This is a genomic window from Chryseobacterium paridis (assembly GCF_016595215.1).
Lineage (GTDB): Bacteria > Bacteroidota > Bacteroidia > Flavobacteriales > Weeksellaceae > Chryseobacterium > Chryseobacterium paridis.
This window is the reverse complement of the sequence record NZ_JAENHK010000008.1, coordinates 214698-241440: the sequence shown is the minus strand read 5'-3', so window position 1 is coordinate 241440 and position 26743 is coordinate 214698. Positions and strand designations below refer to the sequence as shown.

Annotated in this window: 27 protein-coding genes; 3 read left to right on the top strand and 24 right to left on the bottom strand. The window is 35.0% G+C overall.

Annotation, left to right across the window (positions count from 1 at the left end):
• The first annotated feature begins 8 nt into the window (after positions 1-8).
• Positions 9-746: a dienelactone hydrolase family protein gene (locus JHL15_RS09610; protein ID WP_200245361.1), complete on the top strand. Its 738-nt coding sequence runs from the start codon at positions 9-11 to the stop codon at positions 744-746.
• Between the two features lie 550 nt (positions 747-1296).
• Here the strand turns inward: JHL15_RS09610 and JHL15_RS09605 are convergent.
• The 8 genes from JHL15_RS09605 to JHL15_RS09570 form a co-directional block, all read right to left on the bottom strand.
• Positions 1297-1659 (bottom strand): cupin domain-containing protein, encoded by a 363-nt coding sequence (locus JHL15_RS09605; protein ID WP_200245360.1) that lies wholly within the window; start codon positions 1657-1659, stop codon positions 1297-1299.
• Entirely contained in the window at positions 1656-2186 is a 531-nt protein-coding gene (locus JHL15_RS09600; RefSeq protein WP_200245359.1) for a GNAT family N-acetyltransferase, read from the bottom strand. The genes JHL15_RS09605 and JHL15_RS09600 overlap by 4 nt, the downstream gene beginning before the upstream one ends.
• Before the next feature lie 4 nt (positions 2187-2190).
• Positions 2191-2796 (bottom strand): DUF2911 domain-containing protein, encoded by a 606-nt coding sequence (locus JHL15_RS09595; RefSeq protein ID WP_200245358.1) that lies wholly within the window; start codon positions 2794-2796, stop codon positions 2191-2193.
• 96 nt (positions 2797-2892) lie between these two features.
• A complete protein-coding gene (locus JHL15_RS09590) occupies positions 2893-3441 on the bottom strand; it encodes a DinB family protein (protein WP_200245357.1) in 549 nt (182 codons plus the stop codon).
• 54 nt (positions 3442-3495) lie between these two features.
• Positions 3496-4029 (bottom strand): Crp/Fnr family transcriptional regulator, encoded by a 534-nt coding sequence (locus JHL15_RS09585; protein ID WP_200245355.1) that lies wholly within the window; start codon positions 4027-4029, stop codon positions 3496-3498.
• A gap of 45 nt (positions 4030-4074) precedes the next feature.
• Positions 4075-5118, bottom strand: a complete 1044-nt coding sequence (locus JHL15_RS21345; RefSeq protein ID WP_200245353.1) for a bifunctional transcriptional activator/DNA repair enzyme AdaA — start codon at positions 5116-5118, stop codon at positions 4075-4077.
• A gap of 2 nt (positions 5119-5120) precedes the next feature.
• Positions 5121-5894 carry an isocitrate lyase/PEP mutase family protein gene (locus JHL15_RS09575; protein ID WP_234047729.1) on the bottom strand — a complete coding sequence of 258 codons (774 nt, stop codon included), beginning with the start codon at positions 5892-5894 and terminating at the stop codon, positions 5121-5123.
• Positions 5895-5960: 66 nt separating this feature from the next.
• Positions 5961-6431, bottom strand: coding sequence for a DUF1203 domain-containing protein (locus tag JHL15_RS09570; RefSeq protein ID WP_200245351.1), 471 nt, complete (start codon positions 6429-6431; stop codon positions 5961-5963).
• A gap of 137 nt (positions 6432-6568) precedes the next feature.
• On the opposite strand from JHL15_RS09570, the gene JHL15_RS09565 reads away from it, so the two are divergent.
• Positions 6569-7420: a hypothetical protein gene (locus tag JHL15_RS09565; RefSeq protein WP_200245349.1), complete on the top strand. Its 852-nt coding sequence runs from the start codon at positions 6569-6571 to the stop codon at positions 7418-7420.
• Between the two features lie 52 nt (positions 7421-7472).
• Here JHL15_RS09565 and JHL15_RS09560 read toward each other — a convergent pair whose 3' ends face one another.
• The 11 genes from JHL15_RS09560 to JHL15_RS09510 all read right to left on the bottom strand — a co-directional run bounded on the left by JHL15_RS09560 (position 7473) and on the right by JHL15_RS09510 (position 19693).
• A complete protein-coding gene (locus JHL15_RS09560) occupies positions 7473-9341 on the bottom strand; it encodes a hypothetical protein (RefSeq protein ID WP_200245347.1) in 1869 nt (622 codons plus the stop codon).
• A gap of 20 nt (positions 9342-9361) precedes the next feature.
• Positions 9362-10513: an ABC transporter ATP-binding protein gene (locus JHL15_RS09555; RefSeq protein ID WP_200245345.1), complete on the bottom strand. Its 1152-nt coding sequence runs from the start codon at positions 10511-10513 to the stop codon at positions 9362-9364.
• 105 nt (positions 10514-10618) lie between these two features.
• Entirely contained in the window at positions 10619-11446 is an 828-nt protein-coding gene (locus JHL15_RS09550; protein ID WP_200245342.1) for an alpha/beta fold hydrolase, read from the bottom strand.
• Positions 11447-11505: 59 nt separating this feature from the next.
• The gene (locus JHL15_RS09545; RefSeq protein WP_200245340.1) at positions 11506-12081 is read right to left on the bottom strand and encodes a Crp/Fnr family transcriptional regulator; all 576 of its coding nucleotides are present in this window, start codon (positions 12079-12081) and stop codon (positions 11506-11508) included.
• 20 nt (positions 12082-12101) lie between these two features.
• A complete protein-coding gene (locus JHL15_RS09540; RefSeq protein WP_200245338.1) occupies positions 12102-12602 on the bottom strand; it encodes a hypothetical protein in 501 nt (166 codons plus the stop codon).
• Between the two features lie 183 nt (positions 12603-12785).
• Positions 12786-13181, bottom strand: a complete 396-nt coding sequence (locus JHL15_RS09535; protein ID WP_200245337.1) for an NUDIX hydrolase — start codon at positions 13179-13181, stop codon at positions 12786-12788.
• A gap of 82 nt (positions 13182-13263) precedes the next feature.
• The gene (locus JHL15_RS09530) at positions 13264-13722 is read right to left on the bottom strand and encodes a hypothetical protein (protein WP_234047728.1); all 459 of its coding nucleotides are present in this window, start codon (positions 13720-13722) and stop codon (positions 13264-13266) included.
• Positions 13723-14020: 298 nt separating this feature from the next.
• Positions 14021-17203, bottom strand: a complete 3183-nt coding sequence (gene carB / locus JHL15_RS09525; protein WP_200245334.1) for a carbamoyl-phosphate synthase large subunit — start codon at positions 17201-17203, stop codon at positions 14021-14023.
• A gap of 57 nt (positions 17204-17260) precedes the next feature.
• Positions 17261-17623 carry a four helix bundle protein gene (locus tag JHL15_RS09520; RefSeq protein WP_200245329.1) on the bottom strand — a complete coding sequence of 121 codons (363 nt, stop codon included), beginning with the start codon at positions 17621-17623 and terminating at the stop codon, positions 17261-17263.
• A gap of 10 nt (positions 17624-17633) precedes the next feature.
• Positions 17634-18716, bottom strand: coding sequence for a carbamoyl phosphate synthase small subunit (locus tag JHL15_RS09515; protein WP_200245327.1), 1083 nt, complete (start codon positions 18714-18716; stop codon positions 17634-17636).
• Between the two features lie 86 nt (positions 18717-18802).
• A complete protein-coding gene (locus JHL15_RS09510; protein ID WP_200245323.1) occupies positions 18803-19693 on the bottom strand; it encodes an aspartate carbamoyltransferase catalytic subunit in 891 nt (296 codons plus the stop codon).
• 243 nt (positions 19694-19936) lie between these two features.
• Between JHL15_RS09510 and JHL15_RS09505 the strand changes: the two genes are divergently transcribed.
• Positions 19937-20398, top strand: coding sequence for an Lrp/AsnC family transcriptional regulator (locus JHL15_RS09505; RefSeq protein WP_200245322.1), 462 nt, complete (start codon positions 19937-19939; stop codon positions 20396-20398).
• Positions 20399-20654: 256 nt separating this feature from the next.
• Here the strand turns inward: JHL15_RS09505 and argH are convergent, their stop codons facing one another.
• The 5 genes from argH to JHL15_RS09480 form a co-directional block, all read right to left on the bottom strand.
• Positions 20655-21959, bottom strand: coding sequence for an argininosuccinate lyase (gene argH / locus JHL15_RS09500; protein ID WP_200245320.1), 1305 nt, complete (start codon positions 21957-21959; stop codon positions 20655-20657).
• 295 nt (positions 21960-22254) lie between these two features.
• Positions 22255-23337 (bottom strand): M20 family metallo-hydrolase, encoded by a 1083-nt coding sequence (locus JHL15_RS09495; protein ID WP_200245319.1) that lies wholly within the window; start codon positions 23335-23337, stop codon positions 22255-22257.
• The gene (gene argB, locus JHL15_RS09490; protein ID WP_200245318.1) at positions 23312-24106 is read right to left on the bottom strand and encodes an acetylglutamate kinase; all 795 of its coding nucleotides are present in this window, start codon (positions 24104-24106) and stop codon (positions 23312-23314) included. Before argB ends, JHL15_RS09495 begins: the two co-directional genes overlap by 26 nt.
• 6 nt (positions 24107-24112) lie before the next feature.
• Positions 24113-25075, bottom strand: coding sequence for an N-acetylornithine carbamoyltransferase (locus JHL15_RS09485; protein ID WP_200245317.1), 963 nt, complete (start codon positions 25073-25075; stop codon positions 24113-24115).
• Positions 25076-25430: 355 nt separating this feature from the next.
• Positions 25431-26570: an aspartate aminotransferase family protein gene (locus JHL15_RS09480; protein ID WP_200245316.1), complete on the bottom strand. Its 1140-nt coding sequence runs from the start codon at positions 26568-26570 to the stop codon at positions 25431-25433.
• Positions 26571-26743 lie beyond the last annotated feature (173 nt).

Sequence of the window (26743 nt, the reverse complement as noted above, 5' to 3'; positions counted from 1 at the left end):
ATTACGCTATGATACGTTCAATTTTATTAACTACGATTTTTATGATATCAGGAACTTTATTCAGTCAAAACTTAAAATCAGTTTCCTATCAGGACGGTTCGCAAAAACTGAATGGACTGGTAACCTCTAATGCGGGAAAAAAGCTTCCGGGAGTATTGATCCTACCAGCCTGGAAAGGAATTGATGATGAGGCTAAAACCGCAGCTATAGAACTTGAAAAACAAGGTTATATTGCTTTTGTTGCTGATATCTATGGTGAGGGTCATATTCCTGCTGACAGTGATGCAGCTGGAAAAGCATCCGGGCATTACAAGCAAAACTATACAGAGTATCAGAAACGTATTTCATTAGCATTAGAACAATTGAAGAAAAATGGTGCTACGAAATTTGCCGTTATCGGATATTGTTTTGGAGGAACCGGAGCCTTAGAAGTTGCAAGAGCCAATATGCCTGTAGCAGGTGTTGTTTCTATTCATGGAAGTATTGGTAAGGACCAGACAAGAAAAAATGGTCCCATATCAACGAAGATGTTGATTGAAAATCCAGCCGATGACAAGGGTGTTACTCAACAGGATTATGATAATCTGATCAAGGAAATGAATGAAGGAGCTGCTGACTGGCAAATTATAACCTATGCTCATTCAAAACACACTTTTACGGATCCTAAATCTCCTGATTACAATGAAGTAATGGCTAAAAGAGCCTGGAAACATACACTGATGTTTTTGAACGAGGTTCTGAAGTAATTTTTTTTAATATAACAATGTATCAATGTAACAATTATTGAATTATCATATTCAAATTTGTTACATTGATGCGTTAGACAGATTCCACGCCTCACTGCGTTTCGCTCTGACAAGCTCGGTGGTAAATCTATCTGTCAAAAAATAGCGCTTTATTAAATACTGATGAGAGCCTTTGCTGTGTGAAATCTTTAAAACTTAGGTGTTCTTTTTATGCAGCAGCAAGTATTAAACTTAAAATGGCTAAGGTGTTTAAAAGCTTTTGTGAATTTTATGATTGTTTTATTGATGAGTATAACAGTGCAGAGATTCCACGCTACACTTCGTTTCGCTCTGAATGACAATAGTTGGTTATAGCTATTTTAAGTTAAATCTTTCTCTTAAACCACAAAACTTCTAATTCCCCCCACTCACACTCTCAAACACACAACACACAACACACAACACTCATACTCTCAAACACTCATACTCTCATACTCTCAAACACTCAAACTCCCTCACCAAACACCCCCATTCTCAACTCTCCATTTTCAACTTTCAACTAACCCACAAACTACTCTTCCTCTCTATTCACAAGATCAATGGAAAAAGCAGGAAGACAAATAGCAATATATTCACAAGACTCTGTAAAAGGATTGCTGTATTGCACCCTTGCTCCTTTCTCTACCAGGATACTTTGTCCCTTTTCTAATGTGATTACCTCTCCATCTATTTCGAATTGTTTTTTACCTGAAATAATAATTGTGAATTCATCAAACTGAGGAGTCTGATGAGGCTCGCTCCAATCAGGAGGAGCCACCATATGAGCAATGGATACATTGGAATTTTGGGTGGAATTTCCCCAGTGCTCCTCAATCAGTTTTCCATCTGTGGTAGGAACTACAAAAGGAGATTTCTGAATTTTATACTTTTTCATTTCAGCCAGTTTTCTTTTTTAATTTCATATACAAAATTCGTTCTGGTAGGTTCTGCAAAATAAGCAACTTCCTCTTCTCCGATTTTATCTCCGCCTAACCTTTCCATAGCAACCTGTGAGCGTATATTCTCTTTTCCTACATGAAAATGAACTTTGTCTACATATTGGAAAATATAATCCAGCATCAACTTTTTCACTCTTGGATTTATCCCTTTCCCCCAGCATTTTGTCCCATAAAAAGTATATCCGATAAAAATGCTGTTCTCTTTTTCGTCAAAATTATAATAACGGCTGCTTCCCAGTACATCTCCAGAAGCTTTATCTATAATTTTAAAAGCGCCTTCACTTTCTATTGCTCCTTTAAAAAAATTTTCAAAAACTTCTCTTTTGTAGCGGTCTTTATTGGGATGTTGCTCCCAAACTCTGGGATCGGAAGCCACTTCGTATATAGATTCAAAATCCCCTTGTATTAAGGGGATTAATTGAAATTCGTTATCTTCTAAAATAGATTGAATAGAAAAATTCATTGTCTTAGCTTTTGGTTTTAGCAGCGTCAGTTTCTATTTTTTTGATTTCTTTCAGTTTATCTGAAATTTTGATCACGGCATCTAATTTTGCAGGTTTCAACGCTACTTCTGCCTGATTCATATCCCATTTAATCACTAAGTTTCCAGAGTTTTCATCTGTAGGATTTAGGGTAATTTCAAACCACTCTTGCTTGTCTGCTAATGTATTAACAGGTACAGTAACATCTACTACATCCTGTTTTGGATCATAAGTATAAGCTCCCCATTGTTGGAAATCTTTATTTAATATAACTTTCCATTCCTTTTCTGTCGGAACGATAAACAAACCATATGTTCCTGCTGGAACAGTCTTTCCTCCAAAATTAACAGCTTGTCCAAAAGTAATTTTTGTAGATGAGTTAGCTCCAGCTCTCCAAACTTGTCCATAAGGAACCAGTTCTCCGAAAATTTTACGACCTTTTACTCCAGGTCTTCCGTAATCGATGCTAATTTTAGACATAGAGAATTGTTGTTCCACTTTTTGACGCGGACTTGCTGCTGGTACAGAATAATCCTGAGCAAAACTTAAAGCTGAGGCTGACAGGCAAACTGCGAATAGTAATTTCTTCACGTGTAAATTTTTGCCTAAAAGTACGAAATCAAAACAAAATAATCTTCCTGATTTCCAATAAATTTTCCACCCACCCAATTCCTTTTCATAAAAATCCTAAGCGTTTTTCAAGATTCTTTTCGCTTGTCCAATATGCCTGATATGATGATAAATTACAAAGCGTAAAGTATCTCCTAATTTCAGTTTGATCAGCTTTGAGATACTGATACTGGTTTTGATTTTTTCCAGATTTATATTTTTTGATTGATCTAACAGAATTAATAATTGCTGCTGTTGTTTGATAAACTCATTCAATACTTCTTTATCTAATTTACTATGGATTGGATTCATAGTTTTAAGCGTTTTCATTGGATTCGGTTTTTCTTTGGGCAGCATCATTTTTGCAAAATAGTTTCCTAATATTCCAGGTGAAAAAGTTGATTTTGGAGAACTTGTTGAGGCTTGAATTCTCTTGGAAATTTCAGGAATATAGAAATGACCATATAGATTAAGATGTTCAATACATTCCAGTATGCTCCAGGAATTTTCAGATACTCTGTGATTAAGCTCACGATCTGTTTTCTGTAAAAGCGTTTCTACGTATTGAATATTGTTTTGTGTAATATTTTTTAATTCAGCTATTAATTGTGAAGAAGAAATTTTCATTGATTCTTTTTATGCAAATCTCTGCATTTACTGATTTCTAAATATTGATTGAACTCAAGATTTTTTTAATCTGGATAAAGTTTCAGGACTCATTCTAAGGTAATTGGCAATGTATTTATTCGGGATTTCCTGAAAAAGTTTTGGACTTCTTTTTAAAACTCTTTCAAAACGTTCTTTTGGCGAATTGATCAAAAGATCTTTTTCTCTTTCAACCTGCTGTAAAACCAGATCTTCTAATATAAAGGTCCATAGCTTCAAATGTTCATCATTTGATTGGATAAAATCATAAAAAGCCTTCTTTGAAGCTATCTTCACCGTGGTCTTCTTAATAGCCTGGATATAGAAATCCGATGGCTTTTCTGACAAAAATGAATCTAGAGAAACAATGATATTATCTTTGTACCCAAAACGGATAATCCGCTCTTCATCTCCATCCATAATAAAAATTCGGACACTCCCCTCTTCTACAAAATAAACATTGGTATCGGTCTCTCCTTTTATTTTTAGAAACTGATACCGCTGAATGGTTTTCTGGGTTTGAAAAAGATCAGCATCAATCAGTGTCTGGATGATATTTATAGAACTCATAGATTCGAAACTTTCGTTTATTACGATCTATAAATTTAAATAAAATCAGAATAATATCGCTTTCTCTAATTCTAATAATTTTTGCTTTCTCCAGATTCCTCCTGCATATCCTATCAGGTCACCATTGGAGCCAATCACACGGTGGCACGGAACCAAAATAGCAATTTTATTGATTCCATTAGCTGTTCCCACCGCTCGTATAGCTTTTGGATTTCCTAAAAACTCCGACTGTTGTTTGTACGTTCGTGTTTCTCCCATTGGGATTTCGCACAAAAGCTGCCATACTTTTTCCTGAAATTCTGTTCCTGTGATATATAAGGGAACATCAAAAGTTTTCCGCTTTCCTTCAAAATACTCCTGGAGCTCTCTTTCTAGTTGTTGAAAGTGTTTGTTCTCTCCCTGAACAATCTCTGCATTGAGTGCTTTTGACAGTGAGGCAAATTGCCTTTCCATATTTTTGCGATCCGTAAATTCAAGCAGGCAGATTCCTTCTTCTACAGCACAGGCAAACATGGTTCCCAGTGGCGTCTCAATTCTTTTAAGATCAATTATTCCTTGCATCTTTGTGTGTTTAGGTGAAACACCTACTATATTTTTAAAACGTTCATTAAATCCGCTTAAACTTTCATATCCTGAATCGATCGCAGCAGTTATAATACTTTCACCACTTTTTATCCTTTTGAAAGCTTTATTCATTCTTATTTTTCTCTGAAATGCCTGAAATGTAATTCCATGATTTTTAAGAAACCAACGGCGAACTGTTACAGGCTCAATATTCCTTGCCACCAGATCAGCGTCTTTAATCTTCAGAGATTCATCAAGCATCAGTTCATTCAATAGTTCTCGAATGTAGGAAGGTGTTTCATTCAGTTTTTCAAGTGGTTTACATACTTTACAAGCTCTATAACCATGTTGAATAGCTTCTTTAGTATCTAAAAAAAATTCTACATTTTCTCTTTTAGGTTTTCGGGCAGTACAGGTGGGCCGGCAGAATATTCCTGTCGTCTTTACTGCCATCCAGTAGGATCCTTCAAATGTAGAATCTTTATCTAGGGAAGCTTGATACATTCTATCTTCCGTAAGTCTCATGATTACATAAATATGGGTGAAAAACTTTGTTTTGCAAGAACTTCACGCCCTGCATCTTCCAAACGATTATAAATATATCCATTTAAAAAATTACCTGAAGAAATTCTTTTAACTCCTAAATTTTTAAGGATCTCAAAATTGGGTAAATCCGGCATACACATTACATTAACTGGTGTTTCTGTAGCATTCACAATGGTTTTAATATCATTTTCAGAAGTAATACAAGGAACAAAAATTCCATCCACTCCTAATTTTTCAAAGATTGTGATCCTTTGTAGTGTTTCTTCAACAGGATTTTCAATCCCCAACAAAAATGGGTCTGTTCTGAAATTGACGAAAATCTCAATATGCTTTTCTTTTAATCCAGCCATAATGGGTTGAAACTTTTCATATAATTCTTCCTGAGTTAATAGCCTTCTGGCTCCGTCGATAACCACGCTGTCTTCAATATTAATACCCACAACACCTATTGCAGCTAATTTTGAAATATTTGAAATAACCTGATCACTCGTATTTCCATAACCTCCTTCTAAATCAACAGATAAAGGAATCTTCACCGACTTTATGATTCTTTCAACTATGTAATAGTATTCATCAAAACTCATTTCTTCTCCGTCTTGATAACCTAAACTATTAGCGACTGCGGAACTTGAAGTTGCTAATGCTTTGTAGCCTAATTGCTCATATATTTTGGCACTTTGTACATTCCATACATTTCCTACTAATAAAAGGTCATCATTTGTATGCAGATCTCTAAAAATTTGAATATTTGTCATTGTTATTTTTTTATAAAGTTAATAAGAGTATAGTTTATTTTGCAACCGAAAAATGGACAAGTATTTTTATGCTCTTTTTACAACACAATTAAAACATCCTGGTTTCGCATTGTGAATGTGCACATACTCGATTTCCGGATTTTCAAAAATCTCCTGAATGTTTTCTTTCAAAAATTTTCCTTCGAAAACATCTGCAAAAAACATCATCCCATCTTTCGTATAACCGCGAGCAGAAAGAAGTCTATGGTTAAACATTATGGGAACTTCATTAATCTCATACATTTTTGTTGGGTGGTCTATTCTCACAAAAATAGGTCCGCTTGCTTTATATGGAGAATTGACATTGTGAAAATCGTAATTAAGAAGGAAAACATGTTCGCCCACTTTTGCATCTTCTAAAGTAACCCTGCACGGAAAACCAGGAAATTTATCTACTGTTAATTTCTTAATATTTTTTTCTGCAAGTTCAACTTCTGATAAGTGATTCAAGTAAGCAAAATCCAAATCATTCAGTGCTTCAAATTTAAAATTGTTCATGTTTTTTCTTACAAATTTAAATACAGAAAATCTGTACTGCAACCGAAAAATGGACAAGTATTTTTGTGTCCTTTTGCATTTCAAAAATAAAAGGTAATTTTCTACACTTAAAGTTTCAACCAATACCCATTTTACTGATGCTTACAAAACTTAACATTTTATTTCTTCTGCTTTCCTATTGTATTATAGTTCAGGCACAGGAAATAATTCCTTTTAGACTCACTCCATACAATAATATCATTGTTAAAGCTTTGGTAAATGATAAAGATTCTCTGGATCTGATGTTTCAGATTGCAATGGGTGATGCTTCCATTTCTCCGGAAAGAAAAAGAAAAACAGATCATATTATTTTTAATAAGGACGAGATAAGCGAAAACAATACCCTACAATTAGGAAAAGTAGTCACCAAAAATGTCCGATTCTTTGATAATGAATTAACAGGACATGAAGCAGATGGAAAGTTTGGAACAGGAGTCTTTTCAGGAAAAGTTTTCAAGATTGATTATGATAATAATAAATTTGTGATTTATGACCAACTGCCTGACGTAAAAGGATATCAGGCCATTCAATTATATCCGGAAAGAGATCAGTTATTCATTAATGCAGATAATTTTATTGACGGAATAGGTATTGAAGGTCATTTCCTCCTCCAATCCGGATATTCAGGCGGACTCCTCTATAATAATCAATTTGCAGAAGATCATGAATTGAATAAAAAACTTCAGGTTACGGGTGAGAAAACATTAAAGAATTCTAGTGGTAAAAGTGTAATCACCAAACAAGGTATTTTATCTCAGTTTAAAATAGGAAGTATAACAATGAAAAATGTTTCTGCAGGATTCTTTGCCGGAGATCTTAAAACGCAAAAAGTAAGCTATTTCGCAGCTGACATGTTACGAAGGTTTATCTGGATTTTTGATGCTGACAGGAAAACGGCCTACATAAAACCTAGTCAATATTTTTCGACACCTTATTATAAGATAAAGTAAAAAATAAAAATCCTCACTTGTATTAAAGTGAGGATTTTTTATCTGGTTTAATCTATTGAGGCATTGCCTTCCACTTTTGGAGAATTGAGGTATACAAATACATAAATATAAAACTGCATACCAAAATGATATAGCTTAAATTAAGACCTATCGTATCAATAATCGTAGGGCAATCTATATAAGAGTTTCCAGTGAGTGTAGTCATACAGTTTTCCTTCTGATGAAGACTAATAATTCCAAAGATCAAAAATACAAACAGAGCAAACCCTGTCATTGAAATTGTAAGGAAAATGGAAGAGATCATTTTCCCTGCTTTTCTCATCATAAATAGGGGAACGATAAGAATAATCGCAGAAATAAATAACGTGAAATAAGAGGCAAAAAATTCCCCTTTTCCTCTCAATGAAAAAGAGTATAAAACAGATAATAATGTAATAGCCAGAATCAATACACCAGTGCTTATGACACTAAATAATAACGATCGCAATCCAACAATTCTGAAACTAAAAATAAAAGCAGCAAGGAAAAAAGCGATCCATAGATAGATATGAACGTTCTCTGAAAAGAAATCAAAGTTCTTTATGGTGTTAATGTTGTTCAGCACATCTTTTAGAGAGTCTGTGTAAAAATAATAGTCTGTAAGGTTATTTTTAAAGTATTTCTCTGGAGAAACCTGTTGATTGATCTCGGGATTCAGAACACTTATTGCTATTGAGTCCCGAACAATGTTTCCATTTTCTGCAATAGCTGCCTCGGTAACAGCTACCGTGGAATCGTCCATATATTCCTTTGGAAGAGTAGAATCATAGGTTCCATTATTACTTTTTACTTTATTGATAAAATAGGCAGGCTGGAAATTATTATTTTGAGAAGAATAGATCATTTTGGTCCATTCTTTTGCCTGAAGATTCGTTTGTATCTTATATGCTTCGGCTATTTTCAAAAAATCGGAAAGTAAACTTTCCAGTTCTGCAGAGTTGCCTTTATTCAAAAGCTCACTCGTTTTTTGATTAATTTCAAATGCTTTCTGTTTGTATGCTTTATTCGTATAACTTTCTTCCGGATACTCACCATATTTCTGGTTCAGATAATGAGCTCCTTTGGGGCTATTATCATAAAAGATATCAGAAAAATTGTAATAGCTCAGACCAGTTGTTTTGATATATGGTGACAGATCCACCACATCTTTTTTGAAATAAAATGTAGTCTGATCTCCCTTCAGCTCTGAATAGGCAACGGGTGTCTTATTCGTTTTCTCAGGTTCAGGTATGATAGAATTTCCCTCTCTGTCCAGTTTATCAGAAACCTTAGAGTATACGGAGTAAAACTGATAAACCCTGTTATAATAGATGAAATACTTTTTATTTGTATTTATTTTATTGATATCCGTTTCGCAGAATAAATCGGCGAATACAGCAGGATACTTTCTGTTGTTTAGTGCATAAGGTTCAAGTTCCTGAGAAAGGAAAGGTGCTGCCCTGTTAATAATATCTACACTCTTTTCTAATTGCTGATCAGGATATTGATGGTTGATAAACATCTTGAATCCTACCATATAAGAAAAATAGAAAGTAGTACATGCAAAAAGGATAATAAAATACTGAACAAATTGTCCAAATAATTTCCCTTTTGAAGTAGGATAAAAATTCTTAAAGGCATTATTCCTGAACATTGTAATCAGCCAACCGACAATCATTAAAATAGATATAATAAGATGGATGAAAATAACCCCATTTTTAAAGTAATCATCTTTTACACTGTAGGTTTGAAGTGAGCGGGGATCCATGTGAGAACAGTACCCTATTACGAAAAAAAGAATATGAATAAGAACACTTACCAGAAGCATCCATATGATCTTCGTGTTCCAGATGGTTGGATATCGCTCCAGCAGATATTGATTGAATTGATGTATTTTTTGCATTGTGATCGAATTAAAGAAGATTAACTAACGAAAAATCTTCTTGTGGAAGATGAGATATTACGGATATAGACGATGTCGGTTTTAGCATTTCCTAATGCAGCCATTACATCATAAAATTCTGTTTTTACTGAAAAGTAGGCGACATAAACTCCACCGTTAAAATTGAGTTTTTCCAATTGTAAAGCTTTAAAAACTTCTAAAAGTTCTTCTCTTGAGGTTGGCGTATCTATCTCAATGATCAGGTGGTTTTCTTCGTCATTTTTGAGATCAGAATTATCTTTATACTGTCCGTTTTTAAGGAAAATCACTTTATCCGAAACCTTTTCTACCTCATACAGTTGCTGAGAACTTAAAATTAAAGCAATTGGGTTATTCACCGAATTAGCAATCGCTTTTAAATCTTCCAGAATCACCTGCTGAGCCACCACGTCAAGATTAGCCAGTGGTTCATCCAATAATAGAATTTCAGGCTTTCGAAGCAGTGTACGTGCCAATTCAAAGCGCATTTTATATCCTGAGGAAAGTTCGCTCCATTTCAGATGCTTATAATTCCATAAACCCAAACGGGCAATCATCATCAGTGTTCTGGTTTCATTTTCTTCAGGACTCACTCCATAGTTTGCCAGAACAAATTTCAGATTATCTTTAAGGCTTCCATACCATTTTGCTGTCCTTTGTGGAATATATACCAGTTTTGTGCGGAGATCATATTCATTTTTGGGTTCTTCATTAAAAGAATATTGCAACTGCCCCTGATTATAGGAGATTTCTTTTGCCAATATTCTTAAAAGCGTTGTTTTCCCATTTCCATTTTCCCCTACCAGACCATATACCTGTCCTTTATTAATTTCCAAAGAAACAGGCCCTAAGGAAAACCTATTGCTTCCATAAGACTTTGATATATTGGATGCGCGAAGTACAGATTTTTCTATTGGATATTCGGAAACGGAAACTTGTTCGATTTTTTGGAGGAGAGCTTTGGACTTTTCAATAAATTCTTCCGTCTGATCCTGATGTTGTTCTTTCCAGTCTGTCAAGGCAATAGCTTCCTGATAAATGACCATATTCTGGGTATCCATTGCACAATCGAGCAATTTACGGAATCCAAGGACAGTATCTTTATTATCGAAAAAATGGTAGACGCTTGATACTCTTTGCTGATGTTTCGTCATTTAGTGTTTAATTATTAATTTTTACTTTCTAAAGATATACATTTTGACGACAGGAGGAAGCTCTTGATTATTTTAAAAGCCTAATTCTCTTCCTTATTTCATTGTTTAATCAAAATTATTTTGAAGAAAATAAAGAACCTTATCAAAATGCTTGTAAGGTTCAGCATGTCCACCTTCCCATTTTATATGTTCATAATGATATTTAGAACCACTGTCCTTAAGCCTTTGTATCATCTTATCCGCCATTTCTGAGGAAGGACAAATTTCGTCTTCAGTTCCGGACATTAGCAAAATGGGAGCCTTGATATTTTCAACTTTTATAAGTGATTTCTGTTCGGATGTTTTATCCTGCAACATAGCTTCAAATGCTTTTCTTATCTGTCCTTTCATCATAAAAGGAACGGCCTCTTCATTCACAGGAACAAAAGGAAGTTCCCCACCTTCATAAGTCCAGCTGGATGTTGAGAAATGATCTGTATTTCCCGGAAAAACAGCATGGCTTGGAGAAAGACCAATAATGCACGAAACATCAGAATAATAACTTCCTAGCAGAAGGGCAAGATCAGCACCTCTCGATCCACCAATAATAGCTATTTTAGAGACTGGAAGCATATTCTTCACCTTGCTTATCATAGTATAAACATTCTGAATTTCAATTTTATTAAGCTGTTTAGGAGAATGTCGGGACCCAAAATAGGCCAGTGCCAGAAAAGCATATCCCCTATCTAAAAGTTGATTTCTTACGTTTTGCCAGCGTTTTGATGCCCATGCATTTCCTCCTTCTGAACCTCCAAGCCCAACCACAAGGCCGCGGATATTTTTTGAAGGCTTATATAAAATAGCATCGGTATTTTTTGATTGGATCGTATCCTGGGCTTTCAATTGTGAATATGAGAAAGCCATGAGAAAGAAAATTTTAAAAAGTAGTTTCATTGTTTTTTTTTACAAAAATATCCCGGACATTCTGAATTATTTTTGCTCTAGATCAAAAACTACTTTCCAGCTCTTAATCTGCTGAGTGTGGATTGAGTAATTCCCAAATAGGATGCAACCATACCTAGTGGGATTCTGTGATAAACTCCTTTATAGGTTGTAAGAAAATGTTCATATTTTTCTTTAGCAGTAGTAAATCTTTGAGAGGTAATTCTCTCCATCAGGTGTCCAAACACACTTCCCATGGATAATCTTGCATACCGTTCCATTTCAGGAAAATGGTCAAATAAATAGCCCAGATCATTTATTTTCAGGCAAAAGGTGTGAGTTTTTTCGAGGCAATCAATATAATAAATATCTTTTGTGCGCTCTATAAAGCTTTTAGGAGAATTGATCCATTCATTTTCACAGGAAAAATACTCGCTGATCTCCATTCCATCTTTAAGGTAATAGGTTCTGGTCAAACCATTCAGAATAAAATGACTTTCTGTACAGATCTTATCAGCATCCTGTAGCAGATCACCTTTCTCGAAAGTCTTATAGGAAATTCTCTCCAAAAGTTCTTTCTTAAAGGCATCACTTACTTTAATATATTGACTGAAATGATTGAGAATACTATCAAATTCGGAATCCATGTTTTTCTCTTTTCATGTGGCTACACAACTGATGACATGATCATGGACATGTAATAATTAGCACAATGCAATGAATTGATCAGCAATAATTCTTTATTGGAAAGCGTATCAAAGGCTGGAGATGTAGTGATCTGATATTCATAATTCATTGTACTCCATCTCAGATCCGGCTTCATCACTAAAAACTCAATTCCTTCCTCATCAGCTAATACAAACGATTCTTTAAAAATACCTCTATGCTTAAAAACATAGCTTTTCTTTAAACTATTAAAGTAGGTCTGCACAACAATTTCGCCATTCCAGTTCATTCGAAATTTTAGCAAAACTCTTTCGTGATCTTTTACTTCAATGGTTGTTCCCCAAAAACCTTTCGGCTCAATCTGGTATGTTAGATTATCCACAATTTCTACTTCAGCATTAAACTTAAACCAACTTTTGTAGACAAGTCTACCAATTAACTGATCACCTCTTGTTATCTCAAAAGATAAAGAATTGCTTGATTTTGCGTGATATTCTGCCATGGTTACTTTTTAATTTGGTGAAATTTCCAACTGTTCTTTCTTAATATTATTAACAGCTTGAATTTTAACGCTCTAATTTATAAATAAATCAGCAGATATTATTTATTTTTAAAATGATCTCATAAAAACTTGATAGAATTAATATTTAATCACATCGATTTTATTCACTCAACAATAATATTTTCAAATATTGTTATTTTGTTTTAAGTGGTCAAAAATCAATTTATCAACGTCTGAGATCTTGTCTTTGTCAGAATATGTAAGCCATCTTATTTCTTCAATTTCAGAACTTGCTTTTAACTCTCCTAGATAGTTACCCGAATAACAAGTCATTCTTACTTTTACTCCCTCGGGATGCCCGTGTGCCTGTGCCTCAAAAGTTCCAATATAATTCAATGAATTATGATCAATTGTAACACTTAGTTCTTCATAAATTTCTCGAATTAGTGCTTGTTCATCTGTTTCTCCAGCTTCTCTTTTACCACCTGGAATATAATACTTCTCCTTTCCATAACTTTTCGTAGAGAGAATTGATTTGTCTTTTATTTCTATCCAGGCAAGTTTGTCAATTGTTTTCATTTTTAATAATAATTTTTAAGATTACTCTCTTTGCTAGATTCTTCTCACATTATCTGGAATGCACTTCTGTAGAGCAGCACAATTATTCTTCCAGTTTTGTTCTAAAATATCCATTCCCATAAATCAATATTTTTTTCGGGGGAAAATCCTCACTTTCCATTATAAAGTCTATTTTACCATATATGCTATCTCCTACTTTATAATAAAATTTGTCTACAGTTACATCTTGTTTTAATATTTTATATTTTGGTTCTTTAATGTTATCCGGAACTACATCAGTAAAAGAATATGGCTTCAATTTAAATCTTCCCAATACATAATCTATAGCATAGCCACCACCACTAAATCCTGAACTAAATCCAATTCTAATTCTGGTTTTTCCCTGCCACTTTATTGCTCTGCAATTATTGAAATTAGCCATTTCTAACTCTTCCTTTGTCTCAGGTCTTTTATCTGCATAAAATATAACGCTTGAACTTTTCTTTCCTGGGATTGAATCATTAATCTCGGTTCCATTAATAATTTCCTTTTGCATATCCATTACCCGAAATATCTTTTCGCTTCGAATGTTCGAATCAACTGTCGCTGGAGTAAGCTTTGAATAAACAGTAATATAGAAATAAAGAATTATCCCTAATAAAATAAGAAAAACAAACAGTAAAAAATATTTTAAAAATTTCATTTTTATAAAAGTGTTTGAAAATAGTTTTTAGTTACCTCCTTTATGAATGTATTTCCAACTTTTTGCTTCTGTCTAAATTATGCAAATAATTCAATTTTCATTAAAAAACCTCGCAAGTTTCCTTACGAGGTTTTGAAGTATATTTATTCTTTAAGAATTACATCGCATCCATTTTAAAAGTCATGCTTTCGATTACTTTCAAAATAGCTTCCACAGTATCCATTGAAGTTAAACATGGTACTCCATTTTCAACACTCATTCTTCTGATCTGGAAACCATCTCTTTCAACTTGTTTTCCTTTCGTCATAGTGTTTACTACATACTGTACTTTTCCTTTTTGGATCAGGTCGATAAGGTTGACACTTTCTTCTCCGATTTTGTATCCTATTTTACAAGGAATTCCTTTTTCTTCAAAGAATTTAGCTGTTCCCTCTGTTGCCCAGATTCTGAATCCAACTTCATGGAATCTTGCAGCCAGATCAGCAGCTTCTTCTTTATGCTTATCGGCTACTGTGAAAAGGATAGATCCGTGCATCGGAACTTTTCTTCCTGCAGCAATCAGTCCTTTATAAAGAGCTTTCTCTAAAGTGGTATCTTTCCCCATAACCTCTCCTGTTGATTTCATTTCTGGTCCCAGAGAGATATCTACTTTTGTTAGTTTTGAGAAAGAGAACACAGGAACTTTTACAAATACTCCTTCTTTGTTTGGAACCAGTCCGTTTTGATATCCTAGATCTTTCAGCTTTTGACCTAAAATAGCTTTTGTTGCAAGGTTAGCCATCGGTACATCTGTAATTTTTGAAAGGAAAGGAACCGTTCTTGATGAACGTGGATTCACTTCGATTACAAATACATTTCCTTCGAAAAGAACATATTGGATATTCATTAGTCCGATCACATTCAGGCCTTTTGCCAGTCTTTGTGTATAATCAACCAATGTATCAATTTCTTTTTGAGAAACATTCTGCGGTGGATACACTGCGATAGAGTCTCCGGAGTGAACCCCTGCTCTTTCGATGTGTTCCATAATTCCCGGGATAACTACCGTTTCTCCGTCGCAGATAGCATCTACTTCCACTTCTTTTCCGGTGATGTAGCGGTCAACCAATACCGGGTGTTCCGGGCTCGCATCTACCGCAAATTCCATATAGTGTGCTAATTCTGCTTCTGTGTATACAATTTCCATTGCTCTCCCTCCTAATACGTAGCTAGGACGTACTAAAACAGGATAACCAATTTCGTTGGCAATTTTTATCGCTTCTTCTTTTGATGTTGAAGTTTTTCCTAAAGGTTGAGGAATTCCCATTTCCTGAAGTGCTTTTTCAAACTTATCTCTGTTTTCCGCTCGGTCAAGATCTTCTAATGAAGTTCCTAAAATCTTCACTCCATGGCTTGCTAATTTATCAGCAAGGTTGATAGCAGTCTGTCCTCCAAACTGTACCACTACTCCTGTTGGTTTTTCCAGCTCGATGATGTTCATTACATCTTCTTCTGTTAAAGGCTCAAAGTAAAGCTTATCTGAGATCGAGAAGTCTGTAGATACAGTCTCCGGGTTATTGTTGATAATAATCGCTTCATAACCCATTTCTTTGATCGCCCAAACTGAGTGTACTGTTGCATAATCAAATTCAACTCCCTGTCCGATTCTGATAGGTCCTGAACCCAGAACGATGATCTTTTCTTTATCAGTAACTACACTTTCATTTTCCTCTTCATAAGTTCCATAGAAATATGGAGTTTCACTTTCGAATTCTGCAGCACAGGTATCTACCATTTTGTATACCGGCATCACTCCGTTTTCTTTTCTGAAATTGAAAACCTCACGTTGTGTTACCTCCCAAAGGTGAGCGATATTTAGGTCTGCAAATCCTAGTTTTTTAGCTTGGATAAGAATTTCTTTATCGAATTTATTATTTGCGATTACTTTTTCGAAATCAATTAGTTTTTTGATTTTCCAGATAAAGAATTTATCAATCTTACTCCATTCTACGATTTGCTCCCAGTCATATCCTCTTCTTAAAGCATCTCCAATGATAAATAATCTTTCATCATCACAAACTCTGATTCTTCTTTCGATTTCCTCTTCTGTAAGCGCTTCAGCCTGCTTTTTCTTTAATCCTAAATGTCTGATCCCTGTTTCTAAAGAGCGGATAGCCTTTTGTAAAGACTCTTCGAAGTTTCTTCCAATTGCCATTACCTCTCCGGTTGCTTTCATTTGTGTAGAAAGTCTTCTGTCCGCTGTTTCGAATTTATCGAATGGGAATCTTGGGAATTTCGTTACCACATAATCCAAAGCAGGTTCGAAACATGCGTATGTTTTTCCTGTAACCGGATTCATGATCTCATCCAGTGTAAGTCCTACTGCGATTTTAGCAGCAATCTTAGCAATAGGATACCCTGTTGCCTTACTTGCTAAAGCTGATGATCTGGAAACTCTTGGGTTTACCTCGATGATATAGTAATCGAATGAGTGTGGATCCAAAGCTAACTGTACGTTACATCCTCCTTCAATTCCTAATGCTCTGATGATTTTCAGCGATGCATTTCTCAATAGCTGGTATTCTCTGTCTGAAAGCGTCTGCGAAGGAGCGACCACGATAGAATCCCCGGTATGAACTCCTACCGGATCTATATTTTCCATGTTACAAACCACAATTGCATTGTCGTTTGCATCACGCATTACTTCGTATTCGATCTCTTTGAAACCTGCAATCGATTTTTCGATAAGACACTGAGTAACCGGGCTGTATTTCAATCCTAATTCAGCGATCTCTTTCAATTCAATTTCATTGGAAGCGATCCCACCTCCCGTACCACCCATGGTAAAGGCAGGACGAACAATTACAGGATATCCGATCTCTTCTGCAAAATTAAGCGCTCCTTCAACTGTATTTACAATATCAGATTCCGGAACCGGCTCATTCAATTCTCTCATCAACTCACGGAATAAGTCTCTGTCTTCCGCTCTGTTGATCGCTGATAACTTCGTTCCAAGCACCTCAACTTTACACTCTTCAAGAATCCCTGATTTCTCAAGTTCTACCGCCATATTCAATCCAGTCTGACCTCCTAGTGTAGGAAGTAAAGCATCCGGACGTTCTTTTCTGATGATATGACTTACAAACTGAAGTGATATCGGCTCGATATACACTTTATCAGCGATCTCAACATCCGTCATAATCGTCGCAGGATTTGAGTTGATCAAAATTACCTTGTAGCCTTCCTCTCTCAAAGACAAACAAGCCTGCGTTCCTGCGTAATCAAATTCTGCTGCCTGTCCAATGATAATAGGACCAGAACCGATTACTAAAATTGTTTTTATATCTGTACGTTTTGCCATTTTCTTTTTAATACTTTTAAAATGTAACAATTTATCAGTTTAACAGTGTAACAATATTTATTCACCATTCTCCTTTGATAAACTAGTACTTAAAATTTTATAAATAATTTTTCCAATTTCTACAATCTGTGTTTCCAAATTCTCATTAAAGGGATAATTTTTGGAGTGTTTACACAGGTATAACCAATATTTTGTTTCTTCAAGTTCCTTAGCTGCGATCTTTATTTTATTCACAAAATCCTTTTTACTGTATGGATTCTGAGCTTCAAATGAATTGGCACCTATACTTGTTCCAGATCTTAATAGTTGTTTAGCAATAACAAATTTCTTATGACTCTCCAATAATTCACAAAATTCAATAACGTCTAAGGAAAACTGTACTGTTTTTTCTATTAAAGAATTGTTTTCGAAATTGATCATTTGATTATTGTTAAACTGTTACATTTTTAAATTGGTACATTAATTCAATGAACTCATCAAACAAGTAGTTTGCATCTTCAGGACCTGGGCTTGCTTCCGGGTGATACTGAACGGAGAAGCAAGGGTGGATTTTGTGTCTCAATCCTTCGTTGGTTCTGTCGTTTAGGGCGATGTGAGTTTCGATAAGATCGGTTCCTTTAAGGCTTTCCTGATCTACCGCATAACCGTGGTTTTGAGAAGTGATTGAAACTTTGTTTTTCTCTAAATCTAAAACCGGGTGGTTTCCTCCTCTATGTCCGAACTTCAATTTGAATGTTTTTGCTCCACAAGCTAATCCTATTAATTGGTGTCCTAAGCATATTCCAAAGATGGGAACTTTTCCTAAAAGACCTTGGATCATTTCTAAAGCCTTAGGGTTGTCTTCAGGGTCACCAGGACCATTTGAAAGCATGATTCCGTCCGGATTCATTAATAGAATCTCCTCAGCTGTTGTATCATGTGACACTACTATGATGTCGCAGTTTCTTTGAGAAAGTTCTCTGATGATCCCTAATTTAGAACCGAAATCCACAAGTACTACTTTAAAGCCTCTTCCTGGGTTGGCGTAAGGTGTTTTTGTAGAAACCGTCTCAACCTGATTGGTAGGGAAAGTCGTTGATTTTAATTCAGCTACAGTTGTATTTTCATCTGCATCTGCATTCACAATCTTACCTTTCACAACTCCGGAGTTACGAAGAATTCTTGTCAGTCTTCTTGTGTCAATTCCTGAAATTCCTGAAAGATTTTTCTTTTTGAATAATTCATCTAAAGTAATCTGAGTACGGAAATTGGATGGCAGATCGCAAATTTCTTTTACGATAAGACCTTTAATAGCCGGCTCAATACTTTCATAATCATCACGGTTGATTCCATAATTTCCGATCAGCGGATAAGTCATACATACAATCTGACCACAATAAGATGGGTCGGAAATCAATTCCTGATATCCCGTCATTCCGGTATTGAAAACTACTTCCCCTGCTGTTTCCAATTCTGCTCCGAAACCTTCTCCGTAAAAAACCTCTCCGGATTCTAATATTAATTTCTTTTTCATTTTTATTTTTGTTGTATTGTGTATTCATGTGTTAACGTACTAACGATTTTCATGAATACCTTTTACATTAATACTTTTTACAATAATTATTTAAATTTAAATCCTTTTTCTTCCAATGCATTTTTCAGTATCGCCATTCTTGCGAAAACTCCGTTTTGCATTTGCTTGAATATTCTTGAGCGTTCGCACTCTACAAGATCAGTATCTATCTCCACTCCTCTATTGATAGGTGCCGGATGCATAATGATGGCTCCTTTTTTCATCGCCTGCTCTCTTTCTTTCGTCAAACCATATTTTCTATGGTAATCTGAAGCAGAGAAACTCATTTTAGCATCGTGTCTTTCATGCTGAATTCTCAGTAGCATTAAAACATCTACATCATTGATCAGTTGGTCTACTGACTGGTAAGTTCCATTAATTAATGCTCCTTCATCAAACCAATCTTCAGGACCTGAGAAATAAACTTTAGCTCCCAGCCTTCTTAATGCTTCTGCATTTGAGTTAGCTACTCTGCTGTGTTTTACATCTCCTACGATTCCAACTTTTAATCCTTCAAATTTTCCAAATTCCTGATAGATCGTCATCAGATCCAGCATACATTGTGACGGGTGATTTCCTTTTCCGTCTCCTCCATTGATCACCGGAATAGTAATATTTTTTAATTCTTCAAAGAACCCATCTTTTTTATCTCTAATTACGACTAAGTTCACTCCTATACTTTCAATAGTTTTTACGGTATCGTATAAACTTTCTCCTTTATTTACTGAGCTATGTGAAGCATCAAAAGGAACGACCTGTAAACCCAATTTTCTTTCCGCTACATCGAAGCTTGTTTTTGTTCTTGTACTGTCTTCAAAAAACAGATTTGAACAAAAAACTTCGCCTTCAATTTTCGCAGTTTTTCCATTAGCAAAAGCCAGTGCTTCTGTCAGTATACTGTTGATTTTCTCGGTACTTAGTTCTGTAATCGTAAACATAATATCTTAATTTTTGTACATAAAAAAAGCGAAGACAAAATCTTCGCTTAATAACAATAAATATCGTAAAGGGCGCTTTCGCCCGGTAAATCTAATGATATAAATACTCTTTTATTCATTAGGTGCAAAGATATAACAATTAACCGAATTGACAAAACTAAAGTTCTAAAAAAATTAAAAAACTTCAATCACACCTTATTCTCATTTTTTCTTAATATTTTTGTTAAAATTCAAATTGCTCATATGGACGCCAAAGACAAAATGATTCTCAGTATTATTCAGGAAGACTCTACTTTATCTGTAAAGGAAATCTCTGAGAAGATTGGTCTTACCTTCACTCCGACCTATGAACGAATCAAGCAATTGGAGAAACAGGGAGTCATTGAAAAATATGTGGGTCTCTTAAATCGTGAAAAATTAGGACTCAATATTGTTGTTTACTGCAACGTTCGTCTCAAAGAACAATCTAAAAAAGTACTGGAAACCTTTGAAAAGAATATTGGTAAATATGATGAAGTTCAGGAAATCATAAGCCTTTCCGGCGAATATGATTATATGCTGAAGATCATTGCCAAAGATATCAACTCTTATAACGACTTCGCAGTGAGCGTGATCTCAAACATCCCTAATATTGGACAATACCATAGTTCCATCGTCTTACACGAGGTGAAAAAATCAACCAAGTTTAAGATTGACCTTGATTAGTTTTTTGGGCAAAAAGGCATAATGGCGAAAAAGCGAAATCGCAAACTGCTAATTTGTCAAACTGCTAAATTCCACACTTGTCATTTCGACGAAGGAGAAATCTTTTCTCATCTCTAGATTAGGGCAAAATAGCATAATGGCCTAATAGCAAATTAGCTATTTTACGATTTAGCGATTCAGCAATTTTGCCTTTTCGCCTTTTTGCCAGATCAGAAATCCAATATACTGCTGTCATTTCAACAAACGAGAAATCTATCTACCCTAATATTTTACTCTTCAATTTATTAAACTGATAACTTACTTTATCCAGACAAAGATTCCCTATGCTGCCCTGATGGGTCTGACTTAGATTTCCAATTTCGAACTCAAACTCATCATTCTCTATTTCTCTTCCTACTTTGATATAAGCATCACGGAAAGAACTTCCTTTTTTAATCTCTTCATTAATTTTCTCTACACTGAAAAGGTATTTATATTTTCCTTCTTCCAAAATACCGTTTCTTACCTTAATATTAGGCACAGTATAATTTAAGATCTCAAGACATTCCTTTAAAGAATCAATACCTGGAAAAAGAATTTCTTTAGTCAGTTGCACATCTCTGTGATAGCCGGAAGGAAGATTGTTGGTCAACAAAATAAGTTCATTCGGTAAAGCTTGAATTCTGTTACATCTCGCTCGTACCAACTCGAAAATATCTGGATTCTTCTTATGAGGCATGATACTGCTTCCCGTTGTAAATTCCTTTGGAAAGCTTATAAAATCAAAATTCTGACTCAAATATAAACATACATCATAAGCGAATTTCCCAAGGGTTCCTGCTAAAGTAGCCATTGCCATCGCCAGCATTTTTTCAGATTTACCTCGAGTCATCTGAGCATACACTGCATTATAATTCATTGTTTGAAACCCAAGATTATAGGTCGTACTTTCACGATCGATCGGAAAGGAAGAACCATATCCGGCTGCAGATCCCAAAGGATTTTTATTAATGATATTTTTGACTGAAAACAGCATTTCGACATCATCCAATAATGCTTCTGCATATGCTCCAAACCACAATCCGAAAGATGATGGCATTGCAATCTGCAAATGGGTATATCCTGGAAGCAATACATTTTTATGCTGCTCTGCCAATCCTATCAACAATTGGAAAAATTCATCGGTAAGACTTGCAATTTCACGGATCTCATCCAGCAGATATAATTTAATATCCAGTAAAACCTGATCATTTCTTGATCTCGCTGTGTGAATCTTTTTTCCGGTATCTCCTAGTTTTTCAATAAGGATCGCTTCAATCTGAGAATGGATATCTTCGGCTTCTTTATCAATTTCAAAGCTTCCATTTTCAATATCTTCTAATATCATCGACAAAACAGAAGTCATCTGTACTGATTCTTCATTGGAAATAATTCCAACCTCTGCAAGCATTTTACAGTGCGCCATTGAACCTTTAACATCATATTTCGCTAATCGCTCATCGAAATCAAGGTCCTTGCCTACTGTAAACTGATTGACTAATATATTGGTGGCAAGATCATCTTTCTGCCATATCTTTTTCATAATTGTTTATTTAAAATATTATTGTGTAATTCGATTTTGGATAAGGTTCGTACTATTTTGTTTTGTCCTCAGCATGATATCTCCTACTTGTTGAAAAAACTATAACATCTTCCACATTCAATCAAGTTTTTCATTTTTAATTTTCTTTTTGCATAAATCTTATTAAAAACTGCTACTTCATTATTACCATGCTGGGTCAAAACATTTTTGATTAGGCTGGAAGCTTTGAAGCTCGATGCTGAAAGTTAATAACAAACCTCTACAACTTCGTTCTTCCATCTTCTATCTTCCCTTCTTATAAAACCTTTTCCAGAATCCGGATATAAATATCTATACCCTCTTTTATTTCATTGATCTCTATAAATTCATCCGCCGTGTGAGAGCGCCTACTGTCCCCTGGACCCATTTTAACAGATGTACAGGGAATGATTGCCTGATCTGAAGACGTTGGAGATCCATACGTTGTCCTTCCCATTGCTATACCAGCCTGTACGAAAGGATGATCCAATTCTATTTTTGAAGAATTCAGCCTGAAAGACCTTGCCGTAAGGTTTGATTTCATCTGTGACTGAATAATTTCAAAAGCTTCCTCATTCGTATATTCATCCGTAACCCTTACATCCAAAGTGAAATTGCATGCCTCCGGAACTACATTATGCTGAACTCCGGCGTGAATCCCTGATAGTGTAATTTTAACTTCTCCCAAATAGTCTGAAACCTTTGGGAATTTAAAATTTGTAATATGCTGAAGATCCTGCATACATTTTATAATAGCATTATCATCATTAGGATGAGCAGCATGAGAAGGAGTTCCCTTCATTTCTCCATCAATGACTAAAAGTCCTTTTTCTGCAATGGCAAGATTCATCTGCGTAGGCTCTCCTACAATAGCCAATTCTACATTGGGTAACTGTGAAAATAAAGCTTCAATTCCATCAAACCCTGAAATCTCCTCCTCTGCTGTCAGGGCGATAATTAAATTATATTTTAAATCTTCTCTTTCATAAAAATGTAAAAAAGTCTGTGCTAAAGAAACCAATGAAGCTCCTGCATCATTACTCCCTAATCCATACAACTTCCCATCTTTTTCAATAGCCACAAATGGATCCAAAGTATAGGCCTTATTAGGCTTTACCGTATCATGATGGGTATTCAGTAAAACAGAAGGTTTAGCTTCATCGAAATGTTTATTTACAGCCCAGATATTATTTTTAAACCGTTTTGCAGGAATTTGGTGCTTTTTGAAAAAACTTTCAATTTCTACAGAGGTATTATATTCATCTTTACTGAATGATGGAATTTCAATCAGTTTTTTTAACAATTCAATTGCGTTATTGAATAGTTCTTCCTGGCTATAAACGGATTTCAGTTCCTGCATGATGATTTTCTATATGGTTTTTCAGTTGGGTCTCTTTAATCAAGAATACCTTATTTACATTATTATTAATAGCTCCGAATGCATTTTCAAGCTTGGGTAAAATACCTTTATGCAACTTTCCAGCTTCATTTAAAGATGAAAAATCTTCCTGAGATACACTTTTAATAACTGAATCAGGATCATTTACATCTTCCAACACCCCTTCTTTATCAAAACAGTACAATAGCTCTACATCATATTTCTCTGATAAAGCCTGCGCGATCACTGATGCGATCGTATCTGCATTGGTATTGAATAGATTTCCTTTTTTATCGTGGGTAATCGCAGAAAATACAGGAACCAGTTCGAGTTTAATTAATTTTGATATCAACTTATTATTGACACTTTTCTTCTCGATATCTCCCACAAATCCGAAATCAATTTCTGCGTGTTCTCTTTTTTTAGCTTTAATTAAGTTCGCATCAGCCCCGGAAAATCCGATAGCCTTACACTTCTTCTGTTGAAGTTTCGCTACGATATTTTTGTTAATTCCACCTGCATAAACCATCGCCACAATATCCAGGGTATCCTTATCTGTGATTCTTCTTCCGTTAATTAATTTTTGCTCAATTCCCAATTTATCAGCTAGTGTCGTTGCCAATTTCCCTCCTCCATGCACAAGAATCTTCTTTTCTTTAATTTCAGAAAACTGCTCCAAAAAATGACTTAACAATTCTTCATCATCAATTAAAGCACCTCCTATTTTTATAACAAAAAGTTTCTCTTTCATGGCCAATTATTTATCCGAATTGATTTCATCTAAAATTTCACTAAACACAGCCTGCGCAGAGAAAATACGGTTTTTAGCCTGCTGATAAATAATAGAATTTTCACTATCCATTACTTCATCACTTAATTCCACATTACGACGAACCGGAAGACAGTGCATTACTTTTCCATTATTTGTTTTGGCTAATTTCTCACCAGTCAGCATCCAATTGTCCTGTACTTCTGGCATCGTAGCATACTCATCAAAAGATGACCAGTTTTTTACATAAATAAAATCAGCATCTTTTAACGCTTCATCCTGGTTATGAATAACCGGTGTATCTTTTGTAAAGTTGATATCTAAATCGTATCCTTCCGGATTCGTGATCACAAAATCTACATCCATTTCCTGCATCCATTCTGTAAAAGAATTTCCTACAGCTTGAGCAATGGGCTTGATATGTGGCGCCCAGGTTAGAACAACCTTTGGTTTTCTTTCTTCTTTCCAGTTTTCCGTGATGGTAATACAGTCCGCCAAACTCTGTAATGGGTGACGTGTTGCCGACTCTAAGGAAATAACCGGAACTTTTGCATGTTTCTCAAACTGGCTCAAAATACTTTCATTAACATCATCTTCTTTACTTTTCATCCCAGCAAAGCAACGAACTGCAATGATATCACAATATTGATTTAGCACCTCTATCGCATCTTTAATATGCTCTACCGTATCACCGTTCATTACAGCACCATCGGCAAATTCCAGATTCCATGCTTCTTGAGCTGCATTCAGCGTTAAAACATTTAACCCTAAATTTTGGGCTGCAATCTGACTGCTTAAACGTGTTCTTAAACTTGAATTCAAAAATACAAGTCCTATAGTTTTTCCCTTTCCTTTTTCATTTTCCCCAAGGGGATTCTCTTTTATATATAAAGCTTTTTTTATGATTTCCTGTAAGCTTTCAATATCACTTACAGCGGTAAAATTTTTCATTTGATTAATTTATTTGATGGTCTATTGACTCCTATTTTTATTTCTCAACCACAAAAGGCACAAAAGTTCTATTTAAACACTTTAGAACATTTAAGTGCTCATATTAAGCACTCAGTTGTAACTTAAAATCACTAAAGTGTTAAAAACTTTTGTGACTTTTGTGGTTTAAACATCCTAACTAAGACACTAACATAATTGTTTAGATTCCTACGGAATGACAATCCTTATGTTATAGCCTAAATTTGTGTTTACTGTAGTTTAGCAATTTTGCCTTTTTACAATTTTACGATTCTGCAATTTTGCCTTTTTGCCCTTTCGCCTTTTCGCCTTTTCGCAATTTTACAGTTTCACTCTCTCACAGCTTCCCCAACACTTCCCTCAAAGCACTGATGAAAAGATCAGTCTCCACTTTCCTGATATTAAGTGCCGGAAGAATCCTCAGCACCGCTTTATCATTAGAATTTCCTGTAAAAATATAATGATCGTATAGCAGACTCTTCCTCACCTCAGCACAATCCCTATCCAGCTCTATTCCAATCATCAACCCCTTCCTTCGGATAGATTTAATATGTGGAAAATCTTTAATTTCACTTTCGATATAATTCCCCATGCTCTCAGCATTTTCTATAAGATTTTCATCTTTCATTACATCCAAAACAGCAATTGCAGCAGCACATGCTAAATGATTTCCACCAAAAGTAGTTCCCAGCAAACCATTGCTTGCCTCAAATTTAGGATGGATTAAAACTCCACCAACCGGAAAGCCATTTCCCATTCCTTTTGCTGTTGTAATGATATCCGGCTGAATGCCAAATTCCTGATGTGCAAAGAAATAACCAGATCTCCCATATCCTGATTGCACTTCATCCAAAATCAAAACGGCATCATACTGATCGCACAATTCTTTTATTTTAGATAAAAACCCTGTTGTAGGAATCATAATTCCGCCTACACCCTGAATTCCTTCAATAATAACAGAAGAAATGGCATCTCCCTGAGTTTTAAAAACTTCTTCTAATTGTTCAATATTGTTCCATTCCGATTTAATGAATCGTTCAGAATAGTTAACAGGTGCTACAATCTTTGGATTATCTGTTACTGAAACAGCAGCAGAAGTTCTTCCGTGGAATGATCCTGAAAAATAAAGCACTTTGCTTTTCCCATTATGGAAAGAAGCAAGTTTTAAAGCATTCTCATTAGCTTCTGCTCCTGAGTTACACAGGAAAAGATTATAATCCTCATATCCTGATAATACTCCTAATTTCTCCGCAAGCTCAGTTTGCAGCTCATTTTGTACAGAATTAGAATAGAAAGATATTTTCTCCAGCTGTTCTTTAAGCTTCGTTTGATAATGGGGATGATTATGACCAATAGAGATCACAGCATGTCCCCCATAAAAGTCAAGATATTTTTCTCCCTTATCATCCCAAAGAAATGATCCCTGAGCTTTTACAGGATTTATATTGAATAATTGATATACGTTGAATAAATTCATGTTTTTAAAGTTGAAAGTTGATAATTGAAAGTTGAAAATTTTTGGTTACGAGTTTCGGGTTACGAGATCTAGGTTCACATTTTAAATTCGGTTAAGAAATGGAGATTGTTAATTTTAACTGCCACAAAAGCGATTTCGCGATTCTGCAGTTTTGCGATTTTGCTATTCTGCAA